The 22706-nt window shown below is 48.8% G+C and carries 24 protein-coding genes; 17 read left to right on the top strand and 7 right to left on the bottom strand.

Annotated elements, in window-relative coordinates:
- Window positions 1-22 precede the first annotated feature (22 nt).
- Complete coding sequence (locus tag BLA28_RS20660) at window positions 23-691, bottom strand: TetR/AcrR family transcriptional regulator (RefSeq protein ID WP_069157871.1); 669 nt, start codon at window positions 689-691, stop codon at window positions 23-25.
- Window positions 692-883: 192 nt separating this feature from the next.
- Between BLA28_RS20660 and BLA28_RS20655 the strand changes: the two genes are divergently transcribed.
- The 5 genes from BLA28_RS20655 to BLA28_RS20635 are packed head-to-tail and all read left to right on the top strand — an operon-like array spanning window position 884 to window position 5149.
- Window positions 884-1948 carry a phosphate/phosphite/phosphonate ABC transporter substrate-binding protein gene (locus BLA28_RS20655; RefSeq protein ID WP_242880608.1) on the top strand — a complete coding sequence of 355 codons (1065 nt, stop codon included), beginning with the start codon at window positions 884-886 and terminating at the stop codon, window positions 1946-1948.
- Window positions 1949-1952: 4 nt separating this feature from the next.
- Window positions 1953-2777 carry a phosphonate ABC transporter ATP-binding protein gene (gene phnC / locus BLA28_RS20650; protein WP_069157974.1) on the top strand — a complete coding sequence of 275 codons (825 nt, stop codon included), beginning with the start codon at window positions 1953-1955 and terminating at the stop codon, window positions 2775-2777.
- Entirely contained in the window at window positions 2770-3576 is an 807-nt protein-coding gene (gene phnE / locus BLA28_RS20645; RefSeq protein ID WP_069157870.1) for a phosphonate ABC transporter, permease protein PhnE, read from the top strand. Before phnC ends, phnE begins: the two co-directional genes overlap by 8 nt.
- Window positions 3577-3599: 23 nt before the next feature.
- On the top strand, window positions 3600-4397 hold the full coding sequence (locus BLA28_RS20640; protein WP_081330048.1) for a PhnE/PtxC family ABC transporter permease: 798 nt from the start codon (window positions 3600-3602) through the stop codon (window positions 4395-4397).
- Between the two features lie 2 nt (window positions 4398-4399).
- Window positions 4400-5149 carry a tyrosine-protein phosphatase gene (locus BLA28_RS20635; protein WP_069157869.1) on the top strand — a complete coding sequence of 250 codons (750 nt, stop codon included), beginning with the start codon at window positions 4400-4402 and terminating at the stop codon, window positions 5147-5149.
- A 49-nt stretch (window positions 5150-5198) separates the two neighbouring features.
- On the opposite strand, the gene uxaC is transcribed toward BLA28_RS20635, so the two are convergent.
- Genes uxaC through uxuA form a run of 3 tightly spaced genes read right to left on the bottom strand, consistent with a single transcriptional unit; the run spans window position 5199 to window position 9380 of the window.
- Window positions 5199-6638, bottom strand: coding sequence for a glucuronate isomerase (uxaC, locus tag BLA28_RS20630; protein WP_071699389.1), 1440 nt, complete (start codon window positions 6636-6638; stop codon window positions 5199-5201).
- A 3-nt stretch (window positions 6639-6641) separates the two neighbouring features.
- Entirely contained in the window at window positions 6642-8258 is a 1617-nt protein-coding gene (locus BLA28_RS20625; RefSeq protein WP_069157867.1) for a mannitol dehydrogenase family protein, read from the bottom strand.
- 48 nt (window positions 8259-8306) lie between these two features.
- Complete coding sequence (gene uxuA / locus BLA28_RS20620; RefSeq protein ID WP_044971330.1) at window positions 8307-9380, bottom strand: mannonate dehydratase; 1074 nt, start codon at window positions 9378-9380, stop codon at window positions 8307-8309.
- Between the two features lie 581 nt (window positions 9381-9961).
- Between uxuA and BLA28_RS20615 the strand changes: the two genes are divergently transcribed.
- Window positions 9962-10849 carry an AraC family transcriptional regulator gene (locus BLA28_RS20615; RefSeq protein ID WP_016360137.1) on the top strand — a complete coding sequence of 296 codons (888 nt, stop codon included), beginning with the start codon at window positions 9962-9964 and terminating at the stop codon, window positions 10847-10849.
- A gap of 173 nt (window positions 10850-11022) precedes the next feature.
- Window positions 11023-12840: a DUF5722 domain-containing protein gene (locus BLA28_RS20610; RefSeq protein ID WP_069157866.1), complete on the top strand. Its 1818-nt coding sequence runs from the start codon at window positions 11023-11025 to the stop codon at window positions 12838-12840.
- A gap of 75 nt (window positions 12841-12915) precedes the next feature.
- Here BLA28_RS20610 and BLA28_RS20605 read toward each other — a convergent pair whose 3' ends face one another.
- Window positions 12916-13560, bottom strand: a complete 645-nt coding sequence (locus tag BLA28_RS20605; RefSeq protein WP_069157865.1) for a gamma-glutamyl-gamma-aminobutyrate hydrolase family protein — start codon at window positions 13558-13560, stop codon at window positions 12916-12918.
- A gap of 284 nt (window positions 13561-13844) precedes the next feature.
- Here BLA28_RS20605 and BLA28_RS20600 point away from each other — a divergent pair, with 284 nt between their 5' ends.
- From BLA28_RS20600 to BLA28_RS20555, 10 genes are all read left to right on the top strand, one after another.
- Complete coding sequence (locus tag BLA28_RS20600; RefSeq protein ID WP_009251962.1) at window positions 13845-14279, top strand: bacteriohemerythrin; 435 nt, start codon at window positions 13845-13847, stop codon at window positions 14277-14279.
- Window positions 14280-14360: 81 nt separating this feature from the next.
- Complete coding sequence (locus tag BLA28_RS20595; protein WP_044971333.1) at window positions 14361-15077, top strand: NAD-dependent protein deacylase; 717 nt, start codon at window positions 14361-14363, stop codon at window positions 15075-15077.
- A gap of 56 nt (window positions 15078-15133) precedes the next feature.
- Window positions 15134-15316 (top strand): DUF951 domain-containing protein, encoded by a 183-nt coding sequence (locus BLA28_RS20590; protein ID WP_009251960.1) that lies wholly within the window; start codon window positions 15134-15136, stop codon window positions 15314-15316.
- Between the two features lie 95 nt (window positions 15317-15411).
- On the top strand, window positions 15412-15702 hold the full coding sequence (gene rpsF / locus BLA28_RS20585; protein ID WP_044971334.1) for a 30S ribosomal protein S6: 291 nt from the start codon (window positions 15412-15414) through the stop codon (window positions 15700-15702).
- 73 nt (window positions 15703-15775) lie between these two features.
- Window positions 15776-16219 carry a single-stranded DNA-binding protein gene (locus BLA28_RS20580; protein ID WP_009251958.1) on the top strand — a complete coding sequence of 148 codons (444 nt, stop codon included), beginning with the start codon at window positions 15776-15778 and terminating at the stop codon, window positions 16217-16219.
- A gap of 27 nt (window positions 16220-16246) precedes the next feature.
- A complete protein-coding gene (gene rpsR / locus BLA28_RS20575; RefSeq protein WP_009251957.1) occupies window positions 16247-16510 on the top strand; it encodes a 30S ribosomal protein S18 in 264 nt (87 codons plus the stop codon).
- A 284-nt stretch (window positions 16511-16794) separates the two neighbouring features.
- Entirely contained in the window at window positions 16795-18846 is a 2052-nt protein-coding gene (locus BLA28_RS20570; protein WP_044971336.1) for a DHH family phosphoesterase, read from the top strand.
- Window positions 18846-19289, top strand: coding sequence for a 50S ribosomal protein L9 (gene rplI, locus BLA28_RS20565; protein WP_009251955.1), 444 nt, complete (start codon window positions 18846-18848; stop codon window positions 19287-19289). The genes BLA28_RS20570 and rplI overlap by 1 nt, the downstream gene beginning before the upstream one ends.
- Window positions 19290-19312: 23 nt before the next feature.
- Complete coding sequence (dnaB, locus tag BLA28_RS20560) at window positions 19313-20644, top strand: replicative DNA helicase (RefSeq protein WP_025482483.1); 1332 nt, start codon at window positions 19313-19315, stop codon at window positions 20642-20644.
- Window positions 20645-20792: 148 nt separating this feature from the next.
- A complete protein-coding gene (locus BLA28_RS20555) occupies window positions 20793-21545 on the top strand; it encodes a helix-turn-helix domain-containing protein (protein ID WP_069157864.1) in 753 nt (250 codons plus the stop codon).
- Between the two features lie 41 nt (window positions 21546-21586).
- Here BLA28_RS20555 and BLA28_RS20550 read toward each other — a convergent pair whose 3' ends face one another.
- Window positions 21587-21757 (bottom strand): DUF362 domain-containing protein, encoded by a 171-nt coding sequence (locus tag BLA28_RS20550; RefSeq protein WP_009251952.1) that lies wholly within the window; start codon window positions 21755-21757, stop codon window positions 21587-21589.
- Between the two features lie 129 nt (window positions 21758-21886).
- Window positions 21887-22672: a pyruvate formate-lyase-activating protein gene (gene pflA / locus BLA28_RS20545; protein ID WP_069157863.1), complete on the bottom strand. Its 786-nt coding sequence runs from the start codon at window positions 22670-22672 to the stop codon at window positions 21887-21889.
- Between the last annotated feature and the right edge of the window lie 34 nt (window positions 22673-22706).

The raw sequence follows: 22706 nt of genomic DNA, 5'->3' as shown, positions 1-22706 counted from the left end.
GGGAAATGTCAGAGACGGTGCTTTATGCATCCGTTTCCGGCATTTCTTTTTTTATAGCCTTTAAAAAGAGGGAAAAAGTGACATCCGCCAGCGTAACGGCATCGGTATGGTAACGCACAATAATGCGGTCCGGGCTTTGGGCCAGGGCGGTAACCGCCCCGAAGCCGGAATGAATCGCAGCGGCGCAGATTTCGTCCGGATCCAGGTCCGGGCGTACGGAGCCGTCGTGAAAAAGGCTGCCTTTCAGAAAACGGAGCATGTCTCCGGAACGGAATTCGTCAGGGCTGAATATGTGGTTATAAATCCCGTTTTCCATATCCATGGTTTCCCGGGTATAGGTATGGCTGAAGGCGGACTGAAAGAGTAAATCATGAGGCGCGGTGCAGAGAATGTGCTTTAAAAGATGGAAAAAGCACTGGAAACGTGAATAGGTAGTTTTGTTTGTCTGCTCATAGTATTCCATAAGCCGGCTGCTGTAGCCTCCGATTTTTCTGTGATGGATTTCCCATAAAATTTCATCTTTATTCTCAAAATAGCGGTACAGCGTGGAACGGGTAATGCCGCAGCAGGAAGCGATTTCCGTGAAGCTTACGGCTTCGATTCCTTTTTTGATAAAAAGATCTTCCGCTGCAGTGAGTATTTTTGTCAGCTGGTTGGTACTGTGTTTCATATATTTGTATTTTGCCACCATTCTCTTTTCTCCTGTATTAAGCGTCGTTTCCATTTGAAGTATAAAGGATTCTGTATTTAAAAAATATCAGGATTTTGTAAAATTTAATACAGGCTGTCTGAATTTGTACACAGTGCCTTATTTTTTACGAATTTTTAACTCCGTCTATGTGGATTGCGGAAAAAAGCCGTGTTATCCTACCGAAGGAATCACATGGAAAACAGCTGGCTGCTTGAGATGATGCAGTGGAAGGAGCAAAAGGAAATGAGAAGAAAAAATAATAAGGTTTGTGCGGCGGCGCTGACAATGATAATAGGTATTATGGCGGTATTGCCCGGCTGCGGGCCGACAGTACGGGCGGAAAACGGTTCCGCCCCGGATGCGGCGCAGGAGGTAAATACAGCGCAGGAAGGAAAAGGAGCGCAGGATGGAAGTACAGCTCAGGAAGGGACTGACCTGCAGGCGGAAGATTGGCCGGAAGAAATCACGGTGGTTCAGATGCCGAATGAAAATAACCCGAATGTGGGGCAGAAGCATGAAGAATTCAGCAGGGCTATGGAAGAGGCTCTCGGAATTAAGGTAAAGGAGATGGAAGGCACGGAATATTCCGTGGGGATTGAAGGAATGGCGAGCGGCAACATTGACGTCATGCTGGTAAGCCCCATGAGCTACTACCAGGCAAAAGAAAGAGCTAATGCCCAGCTTCTGGTGAGCACGCCTATGGCTTCTGAATATTATACAGCCTTCATTACGCAGGCGGACAATGAGGAAATCAATACGCTTGAGGATCTGAAAGGGAAAACCTTTGCCTTTGTGGATCAGGCGTCTTCTTCCGGTTATATGTATCCCAAGGCCAAGCTGGTAAATAAGCTTTCTCTGGATCCGGATCTGTTGGAGAACAGCGGATATTTCTTTGATACCGTGGCGTTTGCCGGACAGCATCCTTCTGTTGCAACGGGCGTTGCCATGGGAGATTATGATGCGGGCGCGGTAGCGGCCTCCGTGATTGATCAGATGGTGCAGGCAGGCGCGCTGGAGGATGGAAAGCTGAAGGTTATCGACCGGACGGATACGATTCCCAATCCTGCTTATGTTGTCCGCGGCGATCTTCCCGAAAGCCTGAAGGCAAAGCTGAAGGAATTTTTTCTCAATTATTCGGATGCGAGTTATTTTGAAGAAGTGCATGGGGACCCTTCCATACGTTTTATAGATGTCAGCGAAGAGGATTATAAGGTGGTTTATGATACTCTGGAAGCGCTGCATATTGAAGGAGAATAAGAAAATGGATAAGGTACTGCTTCATATAGAACATTTGACCAAGCGTTATGACAAGGATACGGTTGCCCTCCGGGATGTGAGCATCGACTTTAAGGAAGGGGATTTCGTGGTGGTAATCGGGCCTTCGGGGGCAGGAAAATCCACACTGATACGCTGTATTAACCGGATGATCGATGCGACGGATGGGAAAATACTGTTTGACGGGCAGGAAATAAGCGGGGCCAGAGGGAAAAAGCTGCGGATGCTCCGCTCCGAAATCGGAATGGTATTCCAGAATTATAATCTGATAGGGCGCGTCAATGTGGTTAAAAATGTGCTTTACGGCCGTCTGGGGCATATGCCCCTGTGGAAAAGCCTATTGGGAAAATACAGCAGGGAGGAAAGAAAAGCCGCCTTTGCGCTGCTGGAAAAGGTCGGCCTGAAGGATCAGGCTTATAAAAGGGCGGATGCCCTTTCCGGCGGACAGATGCAGCGGGTAGGGATATGCAGGGCATTGATTAAGGAGCCCAAGCTGCTGCTGGCGGATGAACCCATCGCTTCCCTGGATCCCAAATCTGCGGAAATTGTTATGGAACAGATGCATGATATTACCTCGGAAAGAGGGCTTACCTGTATAGTAAACCTGCATCAGGTGGATTTTGCACGCCGCTATGCCAGCCGTATCGTGGGGATACGGGACGGACAGGTGGTTTTTGACGGCGCGCCGGACGAACTGACGGAAGAGATGACGGCCTTCATATATCAGGGGAAAGAGCATGAAATGAAATTGAAGGAATCAGGGCCGTCCAGGCAGGTATCTGTAAAAAAGGTGGTGGTTCAGAATGGCTGAATTGGCGGGAAAAAGAGCGGATACATTCCCGGTTTCCAGGGAGCGGGTGAACCGGGGGCTACTGGTTCTTTTGGGAGCGGCGGTGGTTTTCTGCGGCTGTATGGCTTATCTGGAAATATCACCTTCGGAAGCGGTGAAAGGGTTTCCGGCCTTTGTCCGGTTTTTTGTCATAAAATTCCTGCCGGCTTCCTTTAAAAATATCAGGGCTTATGTGCCGGCTGTGATAGATACGGTGCTTTTCGCCGTGGCGGCAACCTATCTGTCTACGGCCCTGTCCTTTCTTTTCGGCCTGCTCATGTCGGATAAAACGAATCCCATAACGCCGCTGCGCCTGCTTTGCAGAGGGATTATTTCTTTTTTGAGAAATGTCCCGGTTCTGGTTTGGGCTTCTATTTTGGTTTATATGTTCGGAGTGGGTGAAATCGTGGGGCTTCTGGCATTGATTATAGCCACACTGGGCTTTCTTTCACGGAGCTATGCGGAAAGTATCAGTGAAATTGCCGGAAGCCATCTGGAAGCTTTGCAGACGGCAGGTGCGAGTTACGGACAGGTGCTTGTCCATGGGCTGATTCCGGAGTTCCTTCCCTCATGGATAAACTGGACTTTGTTTTCTTTTGAGATAAATATACGGGCTTCCGCCATTCTTGGCATGGTCGGGGCAGGCGGGATCGGTGTTCTCATCCAGACTAATTTGAAGCTGTTTAAATATCAGGAAGCCTGTGCCATCATTCTGGTGGTTATTATTATTGTGCTGCTCACTGAATTTATGACGAATAAAATACGCCGCATGATACGATGACGGATAAGGGAGAAAGGACAACGATGGAAGCAGAAATGGAAGAATACAGAATAGAACCGGCAGGCACCGGATTAAAAAAAGGGCTGGCTGTTATTGTGCTGGCAGCAGGTTTTATCGGCAGCTTTATGGGGCTGGGAATTGATATGGGAAAATTTGTGGAACGGCTGTCCAACGTGGGGCCGGTTCTGCGCAGAATGGCTGCGATCAATCTGACAATTCTGCCGGATATAGCCGCCGGCATCGGCATAAGTATGGCGCTTGCTGTGGTCTCTCTTTTGGCGGGCGCGGTGATTTCCGTGATTCTGGCATTCCTGGCCGCGTCGAATATCACACCGCTTCCCATACTGGCAGCGGCGATCAAAGGTATCGTGGCGGTCATACGGGCCGTACCCGCCCTCGTCTGGGTGCTGATGGTGGCGGCTAGTATCGGCTTCGGGAACACGGGCGGCATGATCGGGCTGATGTTTCCCGTCATTGGATATCTGACCAAAAGCTTTATCGCCACCATAGAGGAACAGGGAGGCGGCGCGATCGAAGCTATGCGGGCTTCCGGGACAAGGTGGATCGATATAGTCCTGAAGGGGCTGCTGCCGGAGAGCATACCCGGTTTTATATCCTGGATCGCTATCCGGTTTGAGAGCAATATCGCGGAAAGCATTTCCTTTGGCATGGTGGGGGTCAGCGGTATAGGAATGCTGCTGAACAGAGCAATTTACCAATATAAATACAGTTCGATTACGACGATTATCCTTGTGATTTTTCTGTCCATGTTCGTCATTGAAATACTGAGCAGCTATATTACGGCAAAGGTTAGGAAATAAAAATGGAAAAAGATTATGAAAAAAACTGGGTGCGTCTGCCGCTTGTCTTCGCAAGCAATGTGAGGGAATTAGGCGGTTATCCTGTAGAAGAGGGGGGACAGACGGCTTATCACAGATTTCTGCGGGCAGATGATATCAGTGAATTGAGTGAAAGCGATGTACAGTTCCTGCTTCGGTATGGGGTTACTTCCGTACTGGATCTGCGCAGTGACGGAGAGGTCTGCAGAAAGCCGGATGTACTGGCGGGGGTTTCCGGGGTTTTGTGGAAAAATGTTCCCTTTTTAAGGGGAGAGGCCGGGGATATGAGCCGGTATGCCGGAGAGGGCGCTGTGGTTGATTTAGGAGAAATGTACCTTCAGCTTCTGGAAGATAAGGAGAAAATCAAAGAAATTTTCACCTTTATAGCAGACGTACAGGAAGGCTGCCTTCTGTTCCACTGTGCAGGAGGAAAGGATCGGACGGGGGTGCTAGCTCTGCTGCTGATGATGATGGCGGGAGCGGATAAGCAGGATTGTATGACCAATTACGGGCAGTCTTATGTGAATCTGAGCAGGAAAAGACAGGATTTTTTTGACGATTATGAGGTGGATATGCCGCCGGAAGCCATGTCTCTGATGTATTCCCATCCGGAGACGATCGCGCTCTGTTATGACCATGTCATGGAATGTTATGGCGGGATAAGACAGTATCTTACATACTGTGGTTTGGAGGAAGGGCAGATAGAAGGGATATACCGCAGGCTGGTGAATTGAGTGAGGAAGTAGGCCGTGTTCGGCCTGCTTCCAGGGGAGGGACGGTTGTTTATGCATCCGTCCCTTTCAGGTACTGAAGGGCGTTATTATAGCAGATATTCTGTACTACTTTGCCGAGATAGTCCATATTGCAGGGATATTCGCCTTCCTCCACCCACTGACCGATTTTATTACAGAGAATCCTGCGGTAATATTCGTGTCTCGGGAAGGAGAGGAAGCTTCTGGAATCCGTGAGCATGCCGATGCTTACCGGCAGCAGGCTTAAGGAGGCAAGCACCTCCAGCTGGGCCTCCATTCCCCGTTTGTTGTCACAGAACCACCAGGCGGTTCCGAACTGTATTTTTCCGCGGAAGGGAGCGGACTGGAAGTTGCCGCACATGGCCGCCAGCATTTCATAATCCCTCTGGTTCAGGCAGTAGAGAATTGTTTTGGGAAGCTCTCCGGTGCTGTCCATGGAATTAAGAAGAGCGGAAAGCTCGCCCGCATAAATGAAATCATCAGTGCTGTCGAAGCCGGTATCCGGGCCGACGGCCTTCAGCATACGGCTGGAATTATTCCGCAGGGCGCCGATATGGAGCTGCATCGCAATATCCCTTGCGGCGTATTCTTTTCCGAGGAACGTGAGGACGTTCCCCTGGAAACGGCGGCGTTCGTCGAGTGTAAGCGCGCTGCCTTCCATGCGCCTGGCAAAGATATCCTGGGCTTCTTCATCGGAGGCCGGGGCGTAAATGCAGCCCTCCAGGCTGTGATCCGAAAGCAGGCAGCCGCCTTCCCGGATAAAGAAATCCAGGCGGGAACAGAGTGCTTCTTTCAAATCAGACAGACAGCTGATGGGATTGCCCCAGGCCTTTCCCAGAGAGTCCAGGTATTGAGGATAATCCTCTTTCCCTATCAGATAGGCCTTGTCAGGACGGAAGGTAGGCAGTACCTGTACGGAAAAGCCTTCTTCCCTGAGCAGACGGTGATAATGCAGATCCTCACAGGGATCATTAGTGGTGCACAGTATTTGGACATTCTGCTTTTTCAGCAGGTTCCTGACCGAAAAGTCAGGAGAGGACAGTTTGGCGTTGCAGGTATTCCAGATTTCTTCGTGAGTTTCCGCAGAAAGAGGGGTGGTGACATCAAAGTACCGCTGCAGCTCCAGGTGGGTCCAGTGGTATAGGGGATTCCCGATGGAACCTTCAATGGTTTCCGCCCAGGCACGGAAGCGCCGGCAGTCGGATTCCTCCCGTTCCCCGGGGGATAACTCCCCGCGGGGGCCGGTGACCAGTTCTTCCGGGAAACCGGCGGTGCGCATGGCGCGCCATTTGTAATGGTCGCCGTACAGCCAGGCCCGGGTGAGATTGGTGAAGCCTTTGTCTTCGTAAATCTCCTGTGCGGACAGGTGATTATGGTAATCGAAGATGGGCATTTGTTCCGCATAGGTGTGATAAAGAGTGCGGGCCGTCTCGTTGGACAGCAGAAAGTCCTGGTTCATGAAAGCTTTCATGGGCTATTCTCCTATATATTTCTGCAGGGTGTTTTCAACTGCTCCGGTACCGGCGCCTAGCTGACGGAAATAATCCTTTACCAAATCGGCAAGGCCGGTTTCGATTAAATCAACGCCCCAGATTTTACTGTCGGCAAGGAGGGGATCCAGTCCTGACAGATCCTCCGGTATGCTGCCGAGACGGTAAGAAGACACGAAGGAGCGCGCTGTTTCCAGCAGAGGATCGGAGGAAGGCTCAAAAGGCGTGCCCTGATCATCCACAGCCATCAGATAACGCAGCCATCCGGCAAAAACAAGAGGGATGATATGAAGGTCCTCCAGGGACAGCCGGGAGGATTCTTTGTATGCCTTAATGGTTTCTCCGAAACGGATGGGCAGCTTCTGTGAGGTATCCGTAGCGATCCGCTGGGGAGTATCCGGCATGAAGGGATTGGGAATCCGTTTGGTGACCACTTCGTCAATGAACTGTCCGGGGTCCAGAATGCCGGGATCCACCACCACAGGAAGTCCTTCCCTGTAGCCTATCATCTCCACCATTTTCTTAAGCAGAGGATTCTTCATCTCATCGGCAATGAGAGTATAGCCCAGGAGGCAGCCATAGATGGCAAGAGCGGTATGAAGGGGATTCAGGCAGGTGCACACCTTCATTTTTTCCACCTTGTCTACCGTTTCGCGGGAGGTATAGATAATGCCGCACTGATCCAGAGGAAGCTTTCCATTGGGGAAGGCATCTTCTATGATGAGATACTGACATTCCTCCGCATTCACAAAGGGGGCCACATAGGTGTTTTTGGAGGTGATAACCGGATCCAGGCCGTCAATATGGTCCTTTTCCAGTGCCGCCTTCACGGCAGGATCCGGACGGGGAGTGATTTTGTCAATCATGGTCCAGGGAAAGGAGACTTTGCTTTTATCATTGATATAGGCGAGGAAACCGTGGGAAATAAGCCCGTTTTCTTCCCAGGCCCTGGCAAACGCATTGACGGCGGCATACAGCTTATCCCCGTTATGGGAACAATTGTCCATGCTCACCAGTGCGATGGGAAGGGCGCCTTTTTCGAAGCGTTCATAAACAAGGGAAACTACCTTTCCGAGATAGCTTTTGGGAGCGGAGGGGCCTGCCTGGAAATCAGAGGCGATATCCGGGAGCAGCTCTCCTTTGCCGTTTACCAGGCTGTAGCCCTTTTCCGTGATGGTAAAGCTGGCCATTTTCAGGGAAGGGGCGCAGAAAATTTCCTTCAGGCGTCCGTATTCCGCTTCATCCTGGCTGTCCAGGATCAGGGACTCCACGATACTTCCCACCACGGTTTTTTCCATGCTTCCGTCAGACTTTAAGGTGACGAGGATGCCCAGATTATCGTGGGGGCGGTACATTTTTTCTATGATCTCATAATCGTAGCCTTCCGCGGCGATGAGGCCGGTATGGAGAATCCCTTTATTAAGAAGGCACTGGGCCACGTTGGCCTGGAACGCGCGGAAGATATTCCCGGCACCGAAATGAATCCATTCCGGTGCGGCCAGGGTATTCTGCGTAACGGCGGGGATATCGAACTGCGGCAGATCATAGCCTGCGGCCTGCCAGTTATCCTTTTGGGAAATGCCTTTCTGTGTTAATTCCATAGTGAATATCCTTTCTGTTTTCTTAAAAGTTCTTAAGAGGGCGGCGGATTATCTGCCGCTGTGAGATTTTACAATAGCTTCCCAGAGGCCGTTCAGATAGGCGGCGCCCAAAGCCCTGTCATAGAGTCCGTAGCCGGGCATCGCCACCTCATCCCAAATCATCCGGCCGTGGTCGGGGCGGATGGGGCCTTCAAAACCGATATCATAGAGGGCCAGCATAATTTCATACATGTCAAAAGTGCCGTCGGAGGAAAGATGGGCGGATTCTTCGAAATCCGTGGGGCTGTTGAACTTCAGGTTCCGCACATGGGCAAAATGAATCCGGCCTTTGAGGGAGCGGATCATGTCGGGCAGGTCGTTCTGCAGGTTCGTGCCGTAGGAACCGGAACAGAAGGTAACGCCGTTGTGCGGATTATCCACCATTTTCATCATGCGCAGGATATTTTCCTTGTTGATGATGATGCGGGGCAGGCCGAAAACGCTCCAGGCAGGATCGTCGGGATGGATGGCCATGTTGATATCGTACTTATCGCAGACAGGCATGATGCGTTCCAGGAAATATTTCAGGTTGGCAAACAGCTTTTCTTCATCGATATCCTCATACATGGCGAATAAGTCTTTGATTTTCTCCATGCGCTCCGGTTCCCAGCCGGGCATGATTGTGCCGTTGGTATCGCCGGCAATGGAGGCAAACATATTTTCCGGATTCAGTTTGTCCACTGCTTCCTGAGTATAGGCAAGAACGGTGGAGCCGTCCGGGCGTACTCTGGCGAGTTCGGTCCTTGTCCAGTCGAAAACGGGCATAAAGTTGTAGCAGACCATATGGATATCCGCTTTTCCCAGGTTTTCCAGAGTGGTGATGTAATTGTCTATGTAGGCATCCCTTTCCGGGGAGCCTGTTTTGATGGCGTCGTGGATGTTTACGCTTTCAATGCCGGCGAGCTGCAGGCCCGCATCCTCAATTTCTTTTTTGAGGGAGAGAATGTCCTCAAGGGGCCAGGCTTCTCCGGGAACGGAGTCGTAAAGGGTGGAGATCACGCCGGTTACGCCGGGGATCTGGCGGATTTGTTTCAAGGTTACGGTATCAAATCTGCTTCCGTACCATCTTAATGTCATTTGCATGGGGGAACCTCGCTTTCTTTTATGGGGGTGGGGTGTGGCCGGAGCCCTGAGAGCTGTTCCTGTATGGGGGCCGTTCCCGCCCGGAGGTCCTTCCTGCGGCGGATTTCTCCGCCTGTACGGCGGGCGCCGGGGGAAGGTGGTTGATATGTTCAGACGTAAAAATGGGGTATTTCTAACTGTCCCGTTTTTCTTTGCTGCGGTTAAATGGCTGAAACTCCTCACTTCGTTCGTCAGACAGCGCCATTTGGGCGAACCGCAGCAAAGAAAAGCGGGGCAGTAAGAAATATCTCCATTTTTGCGTGATTCACTTATCAACCACTTTCCCCCGGTGCCCGCCGTACAGGCGGAGAAATCCGCCGCAGGAAGGACCTCCGGGCGGGAACGGCTCCCATACAGGAACAGCTCTCAGGGCTCCGGAGGGTAGGGGTTGGATAAGTGAATCGTAGGTTAGTATTATTATAGGGGATTTAAAAATGCTTGAAAACTTTATTTGTTGCTTGAAATCATGCATAAATTGCTATAGACTTTTTGTAACGGAGAATCAGAGAACAGAGATTAGAGAACGGAGAACGGAGGGGAGTATGGGGACGATACGGACGCGGTATATGAGCGGTGAGGATGAGCGGCAGTATATGATTGGGGAGGATTATGAGATTTATGAGAAGCGTGGGGCGCCTACGGGGGCGGTGAGGCTTCATTATCATGATTTTTATGAGGTGATTTATGTGATGGAGGGGGAGTTTTCTAGTCTGGTGGATAACAGGACTTACAATTTAAAACGGGGGGATTTTCTGTTAATTGGAAGGAATGTGATGCATAATTATCATTATGTGGAGGGGAAGCATGAGAATTCGCGGAGGATTGTGCTTTGGATCAGTGAGGGGATGCTGGAGGGGCTTTCGGAGGGGGAGCAGGATCTTTGCGGGTGTTTTTCCGGGAGGAGGGATTGTGCTTATCATTTTCCGGTACATTATGAGGAGATTCTTAAGAATCTGCTGGTGAAGACGGCTATGACGGAGATTCCGGATCTGGAGGGGGCGGAGGGGAAGCGGCTGTTTGATAAGGCGCAGCTGATTTTGTTTTTTGTGTATCTGAATGAGCTGTGTTCCCGGGATTCTTTTTATTTTACGAAGGAGGAGAGTATCCACCATGAGCTGGTGCAGAGGGTGAATGAGTATATTGAGGCTCATATGTCGGAAACGATTCTGGTGGAGGATCTGGCAGGATGTGTGCATATGAGCAAGTATTATTTTCTGAGGCGTTTTAAGGAGCTTACGGGGATGACGGTGCATAGTTATCTGAATAATAAGAGGCTGATGTATTCCTGTGAGGGGCTGAAGGAGGGGATGACAATAGGGGAGGTGTGGGGAAAGTGCGGATTTTCGGATTATTCTTCTTTTCTTCGTAATTTCAGGAAGGAATATGGGATGTCTCCTACCAGTTATCGGGCTTATCTGGAGAAAAAGTAAGGGATGGATTGTTGGTGTAAGGTATTTATTGGATATTTTTTATATGAATTGGAATAAAAAATAGACATTATTCATACTTTTACAAGGACAAGGCTTATGTTACAATAAAAGACAGAGTTTTTATATAAGCAGAACAAGGCAACCATTTTCAGGAACAGGAATTAAGAATAAATATGAAGCAGGAACAGAATAAAGGCGCCGATCCCCGGAAAAAGGGGGATCGGTCTAATAAACAGAAGAAGGCAATAGGAAACAAGGTATTGGGAATTTATCTTGCGGTACTGTTGCTTATTTTGGGTGTCATTGGGACTGCTATGTTTATTGTATATCAAAGTGAGAATATCGGGAAGCAGGTTGCGGGGATTTTTGAGGGTATAGAAGAGGTTCAGCCGGAGCAGGAAGGCGGTTCGGCGGAAGCGGAGCAGTCGGAGAAAACGCATTCGGTAAAGGGAACGGGGGAAAGGAAGGTTACAATCCTTTCCTGTGAGGTGCTTCCCGACGGAACGCAGTTCGCGCTTAAGGGGGAGGCGGATGCTTTCCCGGAAAGTGATGATAATAATCTGTATCTGTTAGCTATGAAGACTTATGAGGATGCGGTGCCGGAGGACGCGGTTCCGATTGCGCGTGCCGAAAAGAAGACGTCTTTCATGCTGAAGGCGGATATCCTGGATAATACGGCGGACAGCCGGCTGTATTCCAAATTTGTGGTGGCGGTGAAGAAGGATGGAAAGTATGAGGTGCTGAGTACGCCTCAGTATATAACGAATCCGGAGGCTCTGGCCAGTTATTCGGAGCCTTATCCGAAAGCGGAGTCCATTAAGGGACTGTTGGTGGATCCTCAGAAGCTGGGGACGTCGGAGCTGGATGATCTGGGGGTAAAGCAGGCGGCTTATAATATCCCCATAGCAAGGCTTCTCGGGCCCAGTACCCACAGCGATTATCCCACCATTATTTATAATTATAATGGAAAGGATTATACGCTGAACGGCCATGTGGTTTCCGAGTATGATTATGTTTTTAAAACTCTGTCTGACAAGGGAATTGTGATAACGGCGATTTTGCTGAATAACAAATCGGATGCTTATCCTCAGGTTATCCATCCGCTGTCCCGGGGAGGAAATGCCTATTATTATGCATTTAATGCCGCGGAGGAGGCAGGAACGGATTATCTGGAGGCGGTGGCCGCATTTTTGGCGGAAAGATACAGGGATGAGGAGCACGGCATTGTCATGAACTGGATTATCGGAAATGAAGTGAATGTGCGGTCTACCTGGAATTATATGAAGTATGTGGATATCGATACCTACGCCAGGGAATATGCCAGGGCAGTCAGGCTGTTTTATAACGGGATTAAGAGCTTTAACGCCAATGCAAGGATTTACATATCCCTGGACCAGCAGTGGAACAGGAACTTAAGCTCCGATTCCAGTTATGATTCCAGGGATTTGATGGATGCCTTTAATGAGTGTATAAAAGAGGAAGGAAATATCCAGTGGGGACTGGCGCATCATCCTTATTCCTATCCTATGACCTGGCCGAAGTTCTGGGAACTTACGGGAGAAGCCGGGGAGATGGTACAGGAATCGGAGGATACCTCCATGGTGACCATATATAATATTGATGTGGTGACGAATTACCTGCAGAAGGATGAATACCTGATGCCAGACGGAGAGGTCCGGTCCGTCATTTTAAGCGAGATGGGATTTACGTCCACCTATGGGGAGGATGTGCAGGCGGCGGCCTTCGCCTATGCCTATTATATCGCGGAAAATAACCAGCACATAGATTCCATGCTCCTGTCCAGGGAGACAGACGATGCCGGAGAGGTGGCGCAGGGGCTGGCGCTGGGGCTTTCTTATCAGAACGGACGCCGCAAATACATATATGATACCTTTAAATACATAGATACGGATGAAAAAGACGCCTATACCGAATTTGCGAAGAACTATATCGGCATTAAGGATTGGGAAGAGGTTATTATACAGCAGTAAAAGGGAAAAGGAAAAGCAGGCAGGGACGGAAAGCGTCTCTGTCTTTTTTGCTGTATGCCCGCCGGGAGCAGGTTCTCAGGGAATAAGGGACAGGAAGTAAGTGAGAAGAAGGCTTCCGTCGGGAGTATCCGTCCGGTTGTGTTCAAAGCACATCCGTTCAGGATGCCATTGGACGCCCAGGATGGGGAGAGTCTTATGTATAATGGCTTCCGGCACGTCATCGGGAGCATATTGGATAATGAAAAGATCCCTGCCGGGGGAGCCTATGCCCTGGTGATGGGCGCTGTTTACGGGAAAATCACTGCCGTAAAGCTTTTGGAGTACGGTTCCGGGAAGCGCATGGCTTGGATGGACCTGATCCCGGTCCGTATATTGGTGCAGGGTATTTGTAGGGAGATCCTGGATGATCCGTCCTCCGAAATAGATGTTGATAACCTGCATCCCTTTGCAGATGCCGAGGATCGGTTTGCCGGCGCTTACAAAAGCATCGAGCATGGAGAGCTGCTGTCTGTCAAGTACGGGGTCAATGCTCCGGGAACCATGATCGGTTTCTCCGAACAGGACCGGATCAATATCTCCGCCGCCGGGTAAAAGAAGGGCGTCAAACTGTGATGAGCTGCTGACGTCGGTGAGTGTGGTACAGACGGCCCCCAGCTGTGAAAGGGCATTGCGGTAATTGTCTGTATTGCCGGAAATTCCGGCGATTGCTATTTTTTTCATGGACAGTAACCTTTCTGTTTCCGTATTTCCCGCAGCAGAATGAAAAGGAAGGCTGGAAGGGAAGCGTATGGAATTATTATATGCGCGGGAAGCGGAAATGTATGCAGAGACTTTGATAAAAAATTAACTTTTTTCGTTTGCTATATTACGGTATTCAAACAAAAAAAGTTATGTTATACTATCTTCAGATAGTAAAATGCCGTTGGGCTTTTTGAGGGGGAACATGCGGCGATACGGCAGAATTCACTACAAATACAGAGAAAAGGAAGTGGGGATACTTAGGAATGAAGCAATATGAAGTCAGCGAAGAATACCGTACAGGAAACGAAACCATTGATCAGCAGCATGCAAGAATGCTGGATCATACCCAAAGAGCTTATCTGCTTTTTACGGATGAAAATATGCTGTTTAAATGTGCCGATATTAATAAGATTCTGGAAGGGCTCAGCTTCCATACGGCAGAGCATTTTGCATATGAAGAGGATTATATGCGGGAGCTGGGATTTGATCAGCTGGAAGAACATATAAGATGTCATGAAGCCTTCCGCAGGAAATTACAGGAATTCATCGACCGGGTACCGCAGCTTTCCCTGGATACACAGGATGAAATGCTGGGAGAAGTATTTGAGTACCTGCAGGAATGGTGGAAGGTGCATATTACTCAGGAAGATATGAAGTATGTGGAATTTGCCAATAACCATGAGACGGCAGCACCGTGACAGAGGACGGTGCTGCCGTCCTTCTTGAGGGCTGCCGCCAAAGCCAGGCTCGCGGCCTGCACAAATAAGGGGGAACCGGATATGGAAGAAAGCTTGGAAAGGCTGAAGGATATAATAGAAAAAACGGATAATATTGTGTTTTTCGGAGGGGCCGGAGTGTCTACGGAGAGCGGGATACCTGATTTCAGGAGTGTGGACGGATTGTATAACCAGAAATATGACTATCCGCCGGAAACCATTCTGAGCCATACCTTTTACCGGAGGATGCCGGAGGAATTTTTCCGCTTTTACCGGGACAAGATGCTTTGTCTTGATGCGCAGCCCAATGCCGCCCACAGGAAGCTTGCGCAGTGGGAGGAAGAGGGGAAGCTGAAGGCAATAGTGACCCAGAATATTGACGGGCTGCATCAGAAGGCGGGAAGCAGGAATGTGCTGGAGCTTCATGGAAGTGTCCTGCGCAATTACTGCGAACGCTGCCATAAGTTCTATGATGCGGAATATATCCTGAATTCACAGGGAGTGCCCCAATGCAGCTGCGGAGGATCTGTCAAGCCGGATGTGGTTCTCTATGAAGAAGGTCTGGATAATGAGACGATCACACGGGCAGTTGAGTATATCAGCAAAGCCGATGTGCTTATTATCGGAGGGACTTCACTGGCGGTATATCCGGCGGCGGGGCTGATCGATTATTACAGGGGAAATAAGCTGGTATTGGTGAATAAGACTCCCACACCAAGGGACCGGGAAGCGGATCTGGTGGTGCAGGGCAGTATAGGGGAAATTTTTTCAAGGCTGTAAAGAAGCAACAGTACAGACCTGTCTGAACTGTTACGTAAAGAACAGGAGCGGCGGAAATGGATATCCAGGTTGGAAATATAGTGAAACTCAAAAAACAGCATCCCTGCGGCAGCAGGGAATGGGAGGTTCTGCGGATCGGGGCGGATTTTCGTTTGAAATGCATGGGCTGCGGCCATCAAATCATGGTTCCCAGGAAGCTTGTGGAAAAAAACGTGCGGGAAATACGGGAAAAGGCTTGAATTAACCGGTTTTCTGTGATATCATATTACTCCGTGATATATAAATTTCCTTGCTCCCGAAAAGGGGGCCAGAGACCAAAAGGAGGTAACAAAGCATGAGCAAATATGAATTAACATTTGTTGTGAATGCGAAAATCGAAGATGACGAAAGAGCGGCAGTTGTAGACAAATGCAAGGCTCTGATCGAAAGATTCGGCGGCACAATTACAAACGTTGATGAATGGGGTAAGAGAAGACTGGCTTACGAAATCCAGAAAATGAAAGAAGGCTTCTATTACATCGTTCAGTTCGACGCACCGACCACTGCACCTGCAGAGATCGAAAGCCGTATTCGCATTATGGACAACGTTATGAGATATTTAGTTGTTAAGCGCGAAGAAGCATAATCAGTAAATTTTGTGGATGCGGTGTGCTGTCCTGAATTTGTACTGAGGATGCATTCGCAGTACAGGAGGTAATATGAATAAAGTAATTCTTATGGGACGTTTAACCAGGGATCCTGAAGTGAGATATTCCCAGGGAGAGAGCGCAACGGCAATTGCCAGATATACACTGGCGGTGGACAGAAGGTTCAACCGCAATAACGACGAGAACTCCGCAGACTTTATCGGATGCGTTGCATTCGGAAGAAGCGCTGAATTCGCAGAGAGATATCTGCGCAAAGGGACGAAGGTCGTTGTAACAGGACGTATTCAGACTGGCAGCTACACGAACAAAGACGGTGTTAAGGTTTACACCACTGATGTTGTTGTGGAAGACCAGGAGTTTGCCGAAAGCAAGAACGCTGCGGCCAGTAACGACGGGGGTTATTCCGCACCGGTATCCAGGCCTGAACCCAGTGCACCCGGCGATGGTTTCATGAATATTCCGGATGGAATTGATGAGGAACTGCCGTTTAATTAATGTGATTTTCAGATAGGAGGCAATACTATGGCTTTTAATAGAGCAGAGAGATCTGATTCTCCGATGAAGAGAAGAGGCGGTATGCGCAGAAGAAAAAAAGTTTGCGTATTCTGCGGAAAAGATAATACCATCGATTATAAGGATGTAAATAAATTGAAAAGATACGTTTCCGAAAGAGGGAAAATCCTTCCCAGAAGAATCACCGGAAACTGTGCAAAGCATCAGAGAGCACTCACCGTTGCTATCAAGCGTGCAAGACATTTGGCATTAATGCCTTACGTAGCAGACTAAGCAGCGGGAATTGTACGGATGCGTACTGAGCGGTAAATTTAAAAGTCGGACCGGCTGTCCTGTGGGATGGCTGGTCCTTTTTTGTCAGGAATTGGAAAAAAGACATGGCTACCGTCGTCCGTCAAACCTATGAAAAGTGTGGTAATCTGGAAAAAAAAATGGTATAATATCAAAGATATGTATTTCCGGACCTGGTTCCGGGGTATAGTAATCAGAAGATTTTCAGGCGATGTATGGCCCGCTGGCAAGGTGTGGGCCGGCTCGGACTACGGATGAGGATAGAGATGAAGAAAAGAGTCAAACTAAAAGGAAGGCTGAAGATATATATGCAGATTTCCATGTATCTTGGCCTTTTGCTTTTGTTAGTGGATATTGGTATTTATTTTCTGGATATGCGGGCGGGTTTTCTTATTACCTGTTTTCTTGTATTCTATTTTGCGATGATTCTGTATCTGATGCTGTATAACAGGCCTATTATAATTAATGAACTGGTGAGCTTTGCCACGCAGTACGGACAGATACAGAAGGAACTGCTTCGGGAGCTTTCCATTCCTTATGCTTTACTGGATGAGGACGGAAAGATCGTATGGAACAATAATGCATTTGCCAGGGCGATACATAATGAGAAAGCCCTGCACAAATCCGTTACGTCCTTTTTTTCTTCCGCCACAAAGGACAGGCTTCCCACGGAAGAAGAAGGCATTGCAGAATTTGAGATTTCTTACGAGGAAAGCGAGTATATCGCCAGATTCACCAGGATTTCCCTTCGGGAAATGGCGGATGACAGCGATATAATAGGAGAGGAAGACTACAGAGGATGTCTGTATGCCATGTATCTGTTTGATGAGACGGCATTGAAGATCGCTCTGCGGGAAAATGATGATCAGTCTCTGGCTGTGGGAATGATTTACCTGGATAATTATGATGAAGCGCTGGAAAGCGTGGAAGAGGTAAGACGATCACTGCTGATGGCGCTGATTGACAGGAAAGTGAACAAGTATGTTTCCGGTTTCGACGGAATCTGCAAGAAAATTGAAAAGGACAAGTATCTGACGGTGCTGCGTAAGAAAGCGGTAGCCCAGATGAGTGAGAAGCGTTTCGAACTTCTGGAGGACGTGAAGACCGTAAACATAGGCAATGAGATGGCGGTTACCATAAGTATCGGCATCGGCCTGGACGGGCTGAGCTATTCCCAGAATTATGAGTTTTCCAGAACGGCCATTGACCTGGCCCTGGGCCGCGGCGGCGACCAGTGTGTGGTCAAGACACCGGAGCAGATCAGCTATTATGGCGGAAAGAGCCAGCAGGTGGAGAAGAACACCCGTGTTAAGGCCCGTGTTAAGGCTCATGCCCTCAGGGAAATCATTACCAGCAAGGACAGGGTTCTGATTATGGGGCACCAGATCGGGGATGTGGACAGCTTTGGTGCGGCAATCGGTATTTACCGCATAGCCAAGACGCTGGATCGCAGGGCCCAGATTGTCATTAATGAAATTACGACTTCCGTACAGCCCCTGATTGAAATGTTCCAGAACAGCCAGGAGTATGAGCAGGACATGTTTTTAAAGAGCCAGCAGGCGCTGGAGACGGCAGGCAGCAATACTGTGCTGGTGGTGGTGGATGTAAATAAACCCAGCATTACCGAATGCCCGGAGCTGCTTAAGGTATGCAAGTCCATTGTGGTGCTGGATCATCACAGGCAGGGAACAGAGACGATTGAAAATGCTACCCTTTCCTATGTGGAGGCCTATGCTTCCTCCACCTGCGAAATGGTTTCGGAAATATTACAGTATATCAATGACGGCGTACGCATTAAAGGCGAAGAAGCTGACTGCATGTATTCCGGCATCATGATAGATACCAATAATTTTATGACGAAAACCGGTGTGCGTACCTTTGAGGCCGCTGCTTTCCTGAGAAGGAACGGCGCGGATGTAACAAGGGTGAGAAAGCTGTTCCGTGAAAATGCGGCCGAATATAAGGCCAAGGCGGATGCGGTGGGGCAGGCGGAAATCTATCGTAATGATTATGCCATTTCCGTATGCCGAAGCGACGGGATTCAGAGTCCTACTATCGTGGGGGCGCAGGCTGCCAACGAACTTCTTAATATCAGGGGGATCAAGGCAAGCTTTGTTCTGACGGAATACCAGGGCCGGATATATATCAGTGCCCGTTCCATTGATGAGGTCAATGTACAGGTAATCATGGAGCGGATGGGCGGCGGCGGACATATGAATGTAGCCGGCTGTCAGATTGATAATTCGGAGCTTGGGGCTGTTATTGGTACAATAAAAGGCACATTGGATAAAATGATAGAGGAAGGTGAACTGAGATAATGAAGGTTATATTACTGGAAGATGTAAAAGCCCTGGGGAAAAAGGGTGAAATTGTAAATGTAAATGACGGCTATGCCAGAAACTTTATACTGCCTAAAAAGCTGGGCCTGGAAGCCAATACAAAGAATCTGAATGACCTGAAGCTGCAGAATGCCAACGAAGAAAAGAAGGCAAAAGAAATACTGGAAGCGGCTCAGGCTTTTGCAAAGGATCTGGAGAGCAAATCCGTTGTGATTAAGATGAAGGCCGGAGAAGGCGGAAGGGTGTTCGGCTCCGTTTCCTCCAAGGAAATAGCCACCGCATTCAAGGATCAGTGCGGACTGGACATTGACAAGAAAAAGATTCAGCTGACTGATGCGATCAAAGCGTTCGGGACCTATGATGTACCCGTGAAGCTGCATCAGAAGGTAACTGGTATACTGAAGGTTAAAGTAGAAGAATAAAGAAGGAATTATCAATGGCATCGATGGATGAGGCTATTTTAAAAAGAGTATTGCCCCATAGTTTGGAAGCGGAGCAATCCGTTATCGGTTCCATGATAATGGACAGAGAAGCGATTGTTGTCGCATCTGAATTGATATGCGGAGAAGATTTTTATAATAAGTCCTACGGCGTGCTTTTTGACTCCATGGTGGAATTGAATGACCAGGGACAGCCTGTGGATCTGGTTACCTTACAGAACAGGCTTAAAGAAAAGGATGTGCCTCCGGAAATCAGCAGTCTGGAATTTATCAGGGATCTGATCACGGCGGTGCCTACCTCTGCCAATATTAAATATTACACCAACATTGTGGCGGAAAAAGCCATGCTGCGCCGTCTGATCCGGCTGATGGAGGAGATTGCCAACAACTGCTATGCCGGCAAGGACAGCATGGAAGTCATCATGGAGGAGACGGAGAAAAAGGTATTTAACCTTGTTCAGAGGAGAAATACCGGAGATTACGTCCCTATCCGTGAAGTGGTTATGAACGCCATGGACAAAATCGAAAAGGCTTCCCACAACAGCGGGGGCGTAACCGGTATTGCCACAGGCTTCATTGATTTGGATTACCGGACGGCGGGAATGCAGCCGTCGGACCTTGTACTTATAGCTGCCAGGCCTTCCATGGGTAAGACAGCGTTTGTTTTGAATATTGCCCAGTATGTGGCTTTTCACTCCGGTGAGTGCGTCGCCATATTCAGTCTGGAAATGAGTAAGGAACAGCTGGTCAACCGTCTCTTCGCCATGGAGTCCAAGGTGGATTCCCAGCATCTGCGTACCGGCAACCTTTCCGACATGGAATGGGAAAAGCTGATAGAGAGCGCCGGCATGATCGGACAGTCCAAGCTTATTATTGATGATACCCCGGGTATCAGCATCGCGGATATGCGTTCCAAATGCCGTAAATTCAAGCTGGAAATGGATTTGAAGATGATTATCATTGACTACCTGCAGCTGATGTCGGGAAGCGGCAGGGGAACGGATTCCAGACAGCAGGAAATTTCAGATATTTCCCGTTCGCTGAAGGCATTGGCCAGGGAACTGCAGGTTCCCGTGCTGGCATTATCCCAGCTGAGCCGTGCGGTGGAGCAGAGGCCGGATCACAGGCCCATGCTTTCCGACCTGCGTGAATCCGGGGCCATCGAGCAGGATGCCGACGTGGTTATGTTCATATACCGTGATGATTATTACAATCCCGATACGGAGAAGAAAGGAATTGCGGAAATCAACATAGCCAAACAGAGAAACGGTCCTATCGGAACCATTGACCTGGTATGGCTTCCCGAATTTACCAAGTTCGCAAATCTGCAGAAATAGCTGTGCACAACAAAATAGGAATACACTTACAAAAGAGAACATACGGTTATGCCGGAGTTCTCTTTTTTTATATAGATAACCGGATAAACCAGTTCATCGTAGCTTATATAAAAAGGAAGTGCCGTCAGACGGCAGACAGGAGGAAAGCATGGGAAATAAAAAAGAAAGCAGTAAGGTGATTTTGTTAAAAGAGGAGAGGACAGGCAGGAACGAAGAAGAAATGACGGCAAAAAATAGAACGGAGGAAGGAAAAAAGCAGGAACCGGAAAAGGATATGTTCCTGATTTCGGAAACCGCAAAGCTGGTGGGAGTGGAAAGCCACGTGCTCCGGTATTGGGAAGAAGAACTGAAGCTGCCCATACGCAGAAATGATTTAGGGCACAGGTATTATACAAAGGAGGACGTGGAGCAGTTTAAGGAAATTAAAAAGCTGAAAGAGCAGGGGCTTCAGCTGAAGGCGATCCGTACAGTACTCACGGACAGCAGCATGCAGGTAATGGTTCCCCTCAGAGAACACAGCCAGGCCGCCCGCAACGTACAGGAGGAACTTTCGGAAACCGGAGGCCGGGATATACAGGATAAGGGAGCACGGCTTCAGCTGCTTCTGCACAGTCTGATTTCCCAGGCGGTAAGGGAAAATAATGAAGATCTCACAAGAGAAATCAAAGAAACCATCATGAAGGAAATGGACTACCAGTTCCGTGTGCAGGAAGAAGAAAATGAACGAAGGGAACAGCTGAGAATCGACAGAGAAGAAGAGCATTACAGAAAACTGGACGAGCTGCTCCGGCAGCGCAGCAGGAAGAGACTTACCGGAAGAGAAAAAAAGGAACAGAAAAAACAGGAGGAGAGCAAGGCGGCTGCTAACGGAGAAAAAAGAAAGAAGCATTCATTTTTTTGAATGCTTCTTTCTTGAATGCTTCTTATGTGTGTTTTCCGGGATTATTCCTCAGAGATTGCACCTGTAGGGCAAACGCCTGCGCAAGAACCACAGGAGATACAGGTATCAGCATCGATTACATACTGAGAATCTCCTGCAGAGATAGCGCCAACAGGACACTGTCCTTCGCAGGTTCCGCAGCTTACACAAGAATCGTTAATTACATATGCCATAATGATATCCTCCTTTATTCTCTATTGATTATCATTACCTATTCTAATATAGAAAATGATTTTGTACAAGACATTTTTTGTGAATATACGGCGATTTTTTGTACTTTTTAAAGAACAAATATACAGATTTTACGAGGCGGGCTGCCGCTGGTTCCGGCGGTCCCGGATCCCTTTTAAAATGGCCTGCTTTTTCAGAAGAAGAGTGGGCCTGTCCATGGGAGGAATGCCTTCCAGGCGGTAGGGAATGCCCAGCTTTTCATATTTTACTTTGCCCATGGTATGATAGGGAAGCACATCAAGCGCCTTCAGATTGCCCAGGCCTCCGATAAACCAGCCTAACCGGTAAAGGCTGGCTTCATCATCGGTAACCGTGGGAACAACAACATGGCGTATCCAGACCGGTATTTTTTCCCTGTCCAGATACCGGGCAAAACGCAGAATGTTGTCGTTGGAGCAGCCCGTGAGGTTTTTATGTGCTTTGGGATCGATATGCTTGATATCCAGCATGACGAGATCTGTCATGGACATCAACGTTTTCAGCTTTTCCATCCATTCCTTATTGGAGAGTGCGAAAGGGATGCCGGAGGTATCGATACAGGTATGAATATTTTCTTTTTTGGCAAGGGTAAATAATTCAATAAGAAAATCCAACTGAAGCAGAGGCTCCCCGCCGGTCACGGTGATGCCTCCGTCTTTATAAAAGCTTTTGTTGCGTTCGTAGCGTTCCATAATTTTGGCCGGGGAAGCCGGGGTTCCTGCATTCAGTTCCCAGGTATCGGGATTATGGCAGTAGGCGCAGCGCATGGGACAGCCCTGCAGGAAAATGACAAACCGCACACCCGGCCCGTCAACGGTACCGAAGCTTTCGATGGAATGTATGCGTCCCTGCGTATTGGTCGGTATATTTGTCTGCATAATAATCCTCCATGTTTTGCGGAGCAAAATGCAA

The organism is Eisenbergiella tayi (genome assembly GCF_001881565.1).
Classification (GTDB): Bacteria; Bacillota; Clostridia; order Lachnospirales; family Lachnospiraceae; genus Eisenbergiella; species Eisenbergiella tayi.
This window is presented reverse-complemented; position numbering and strand designations above follow the sequence as displayed.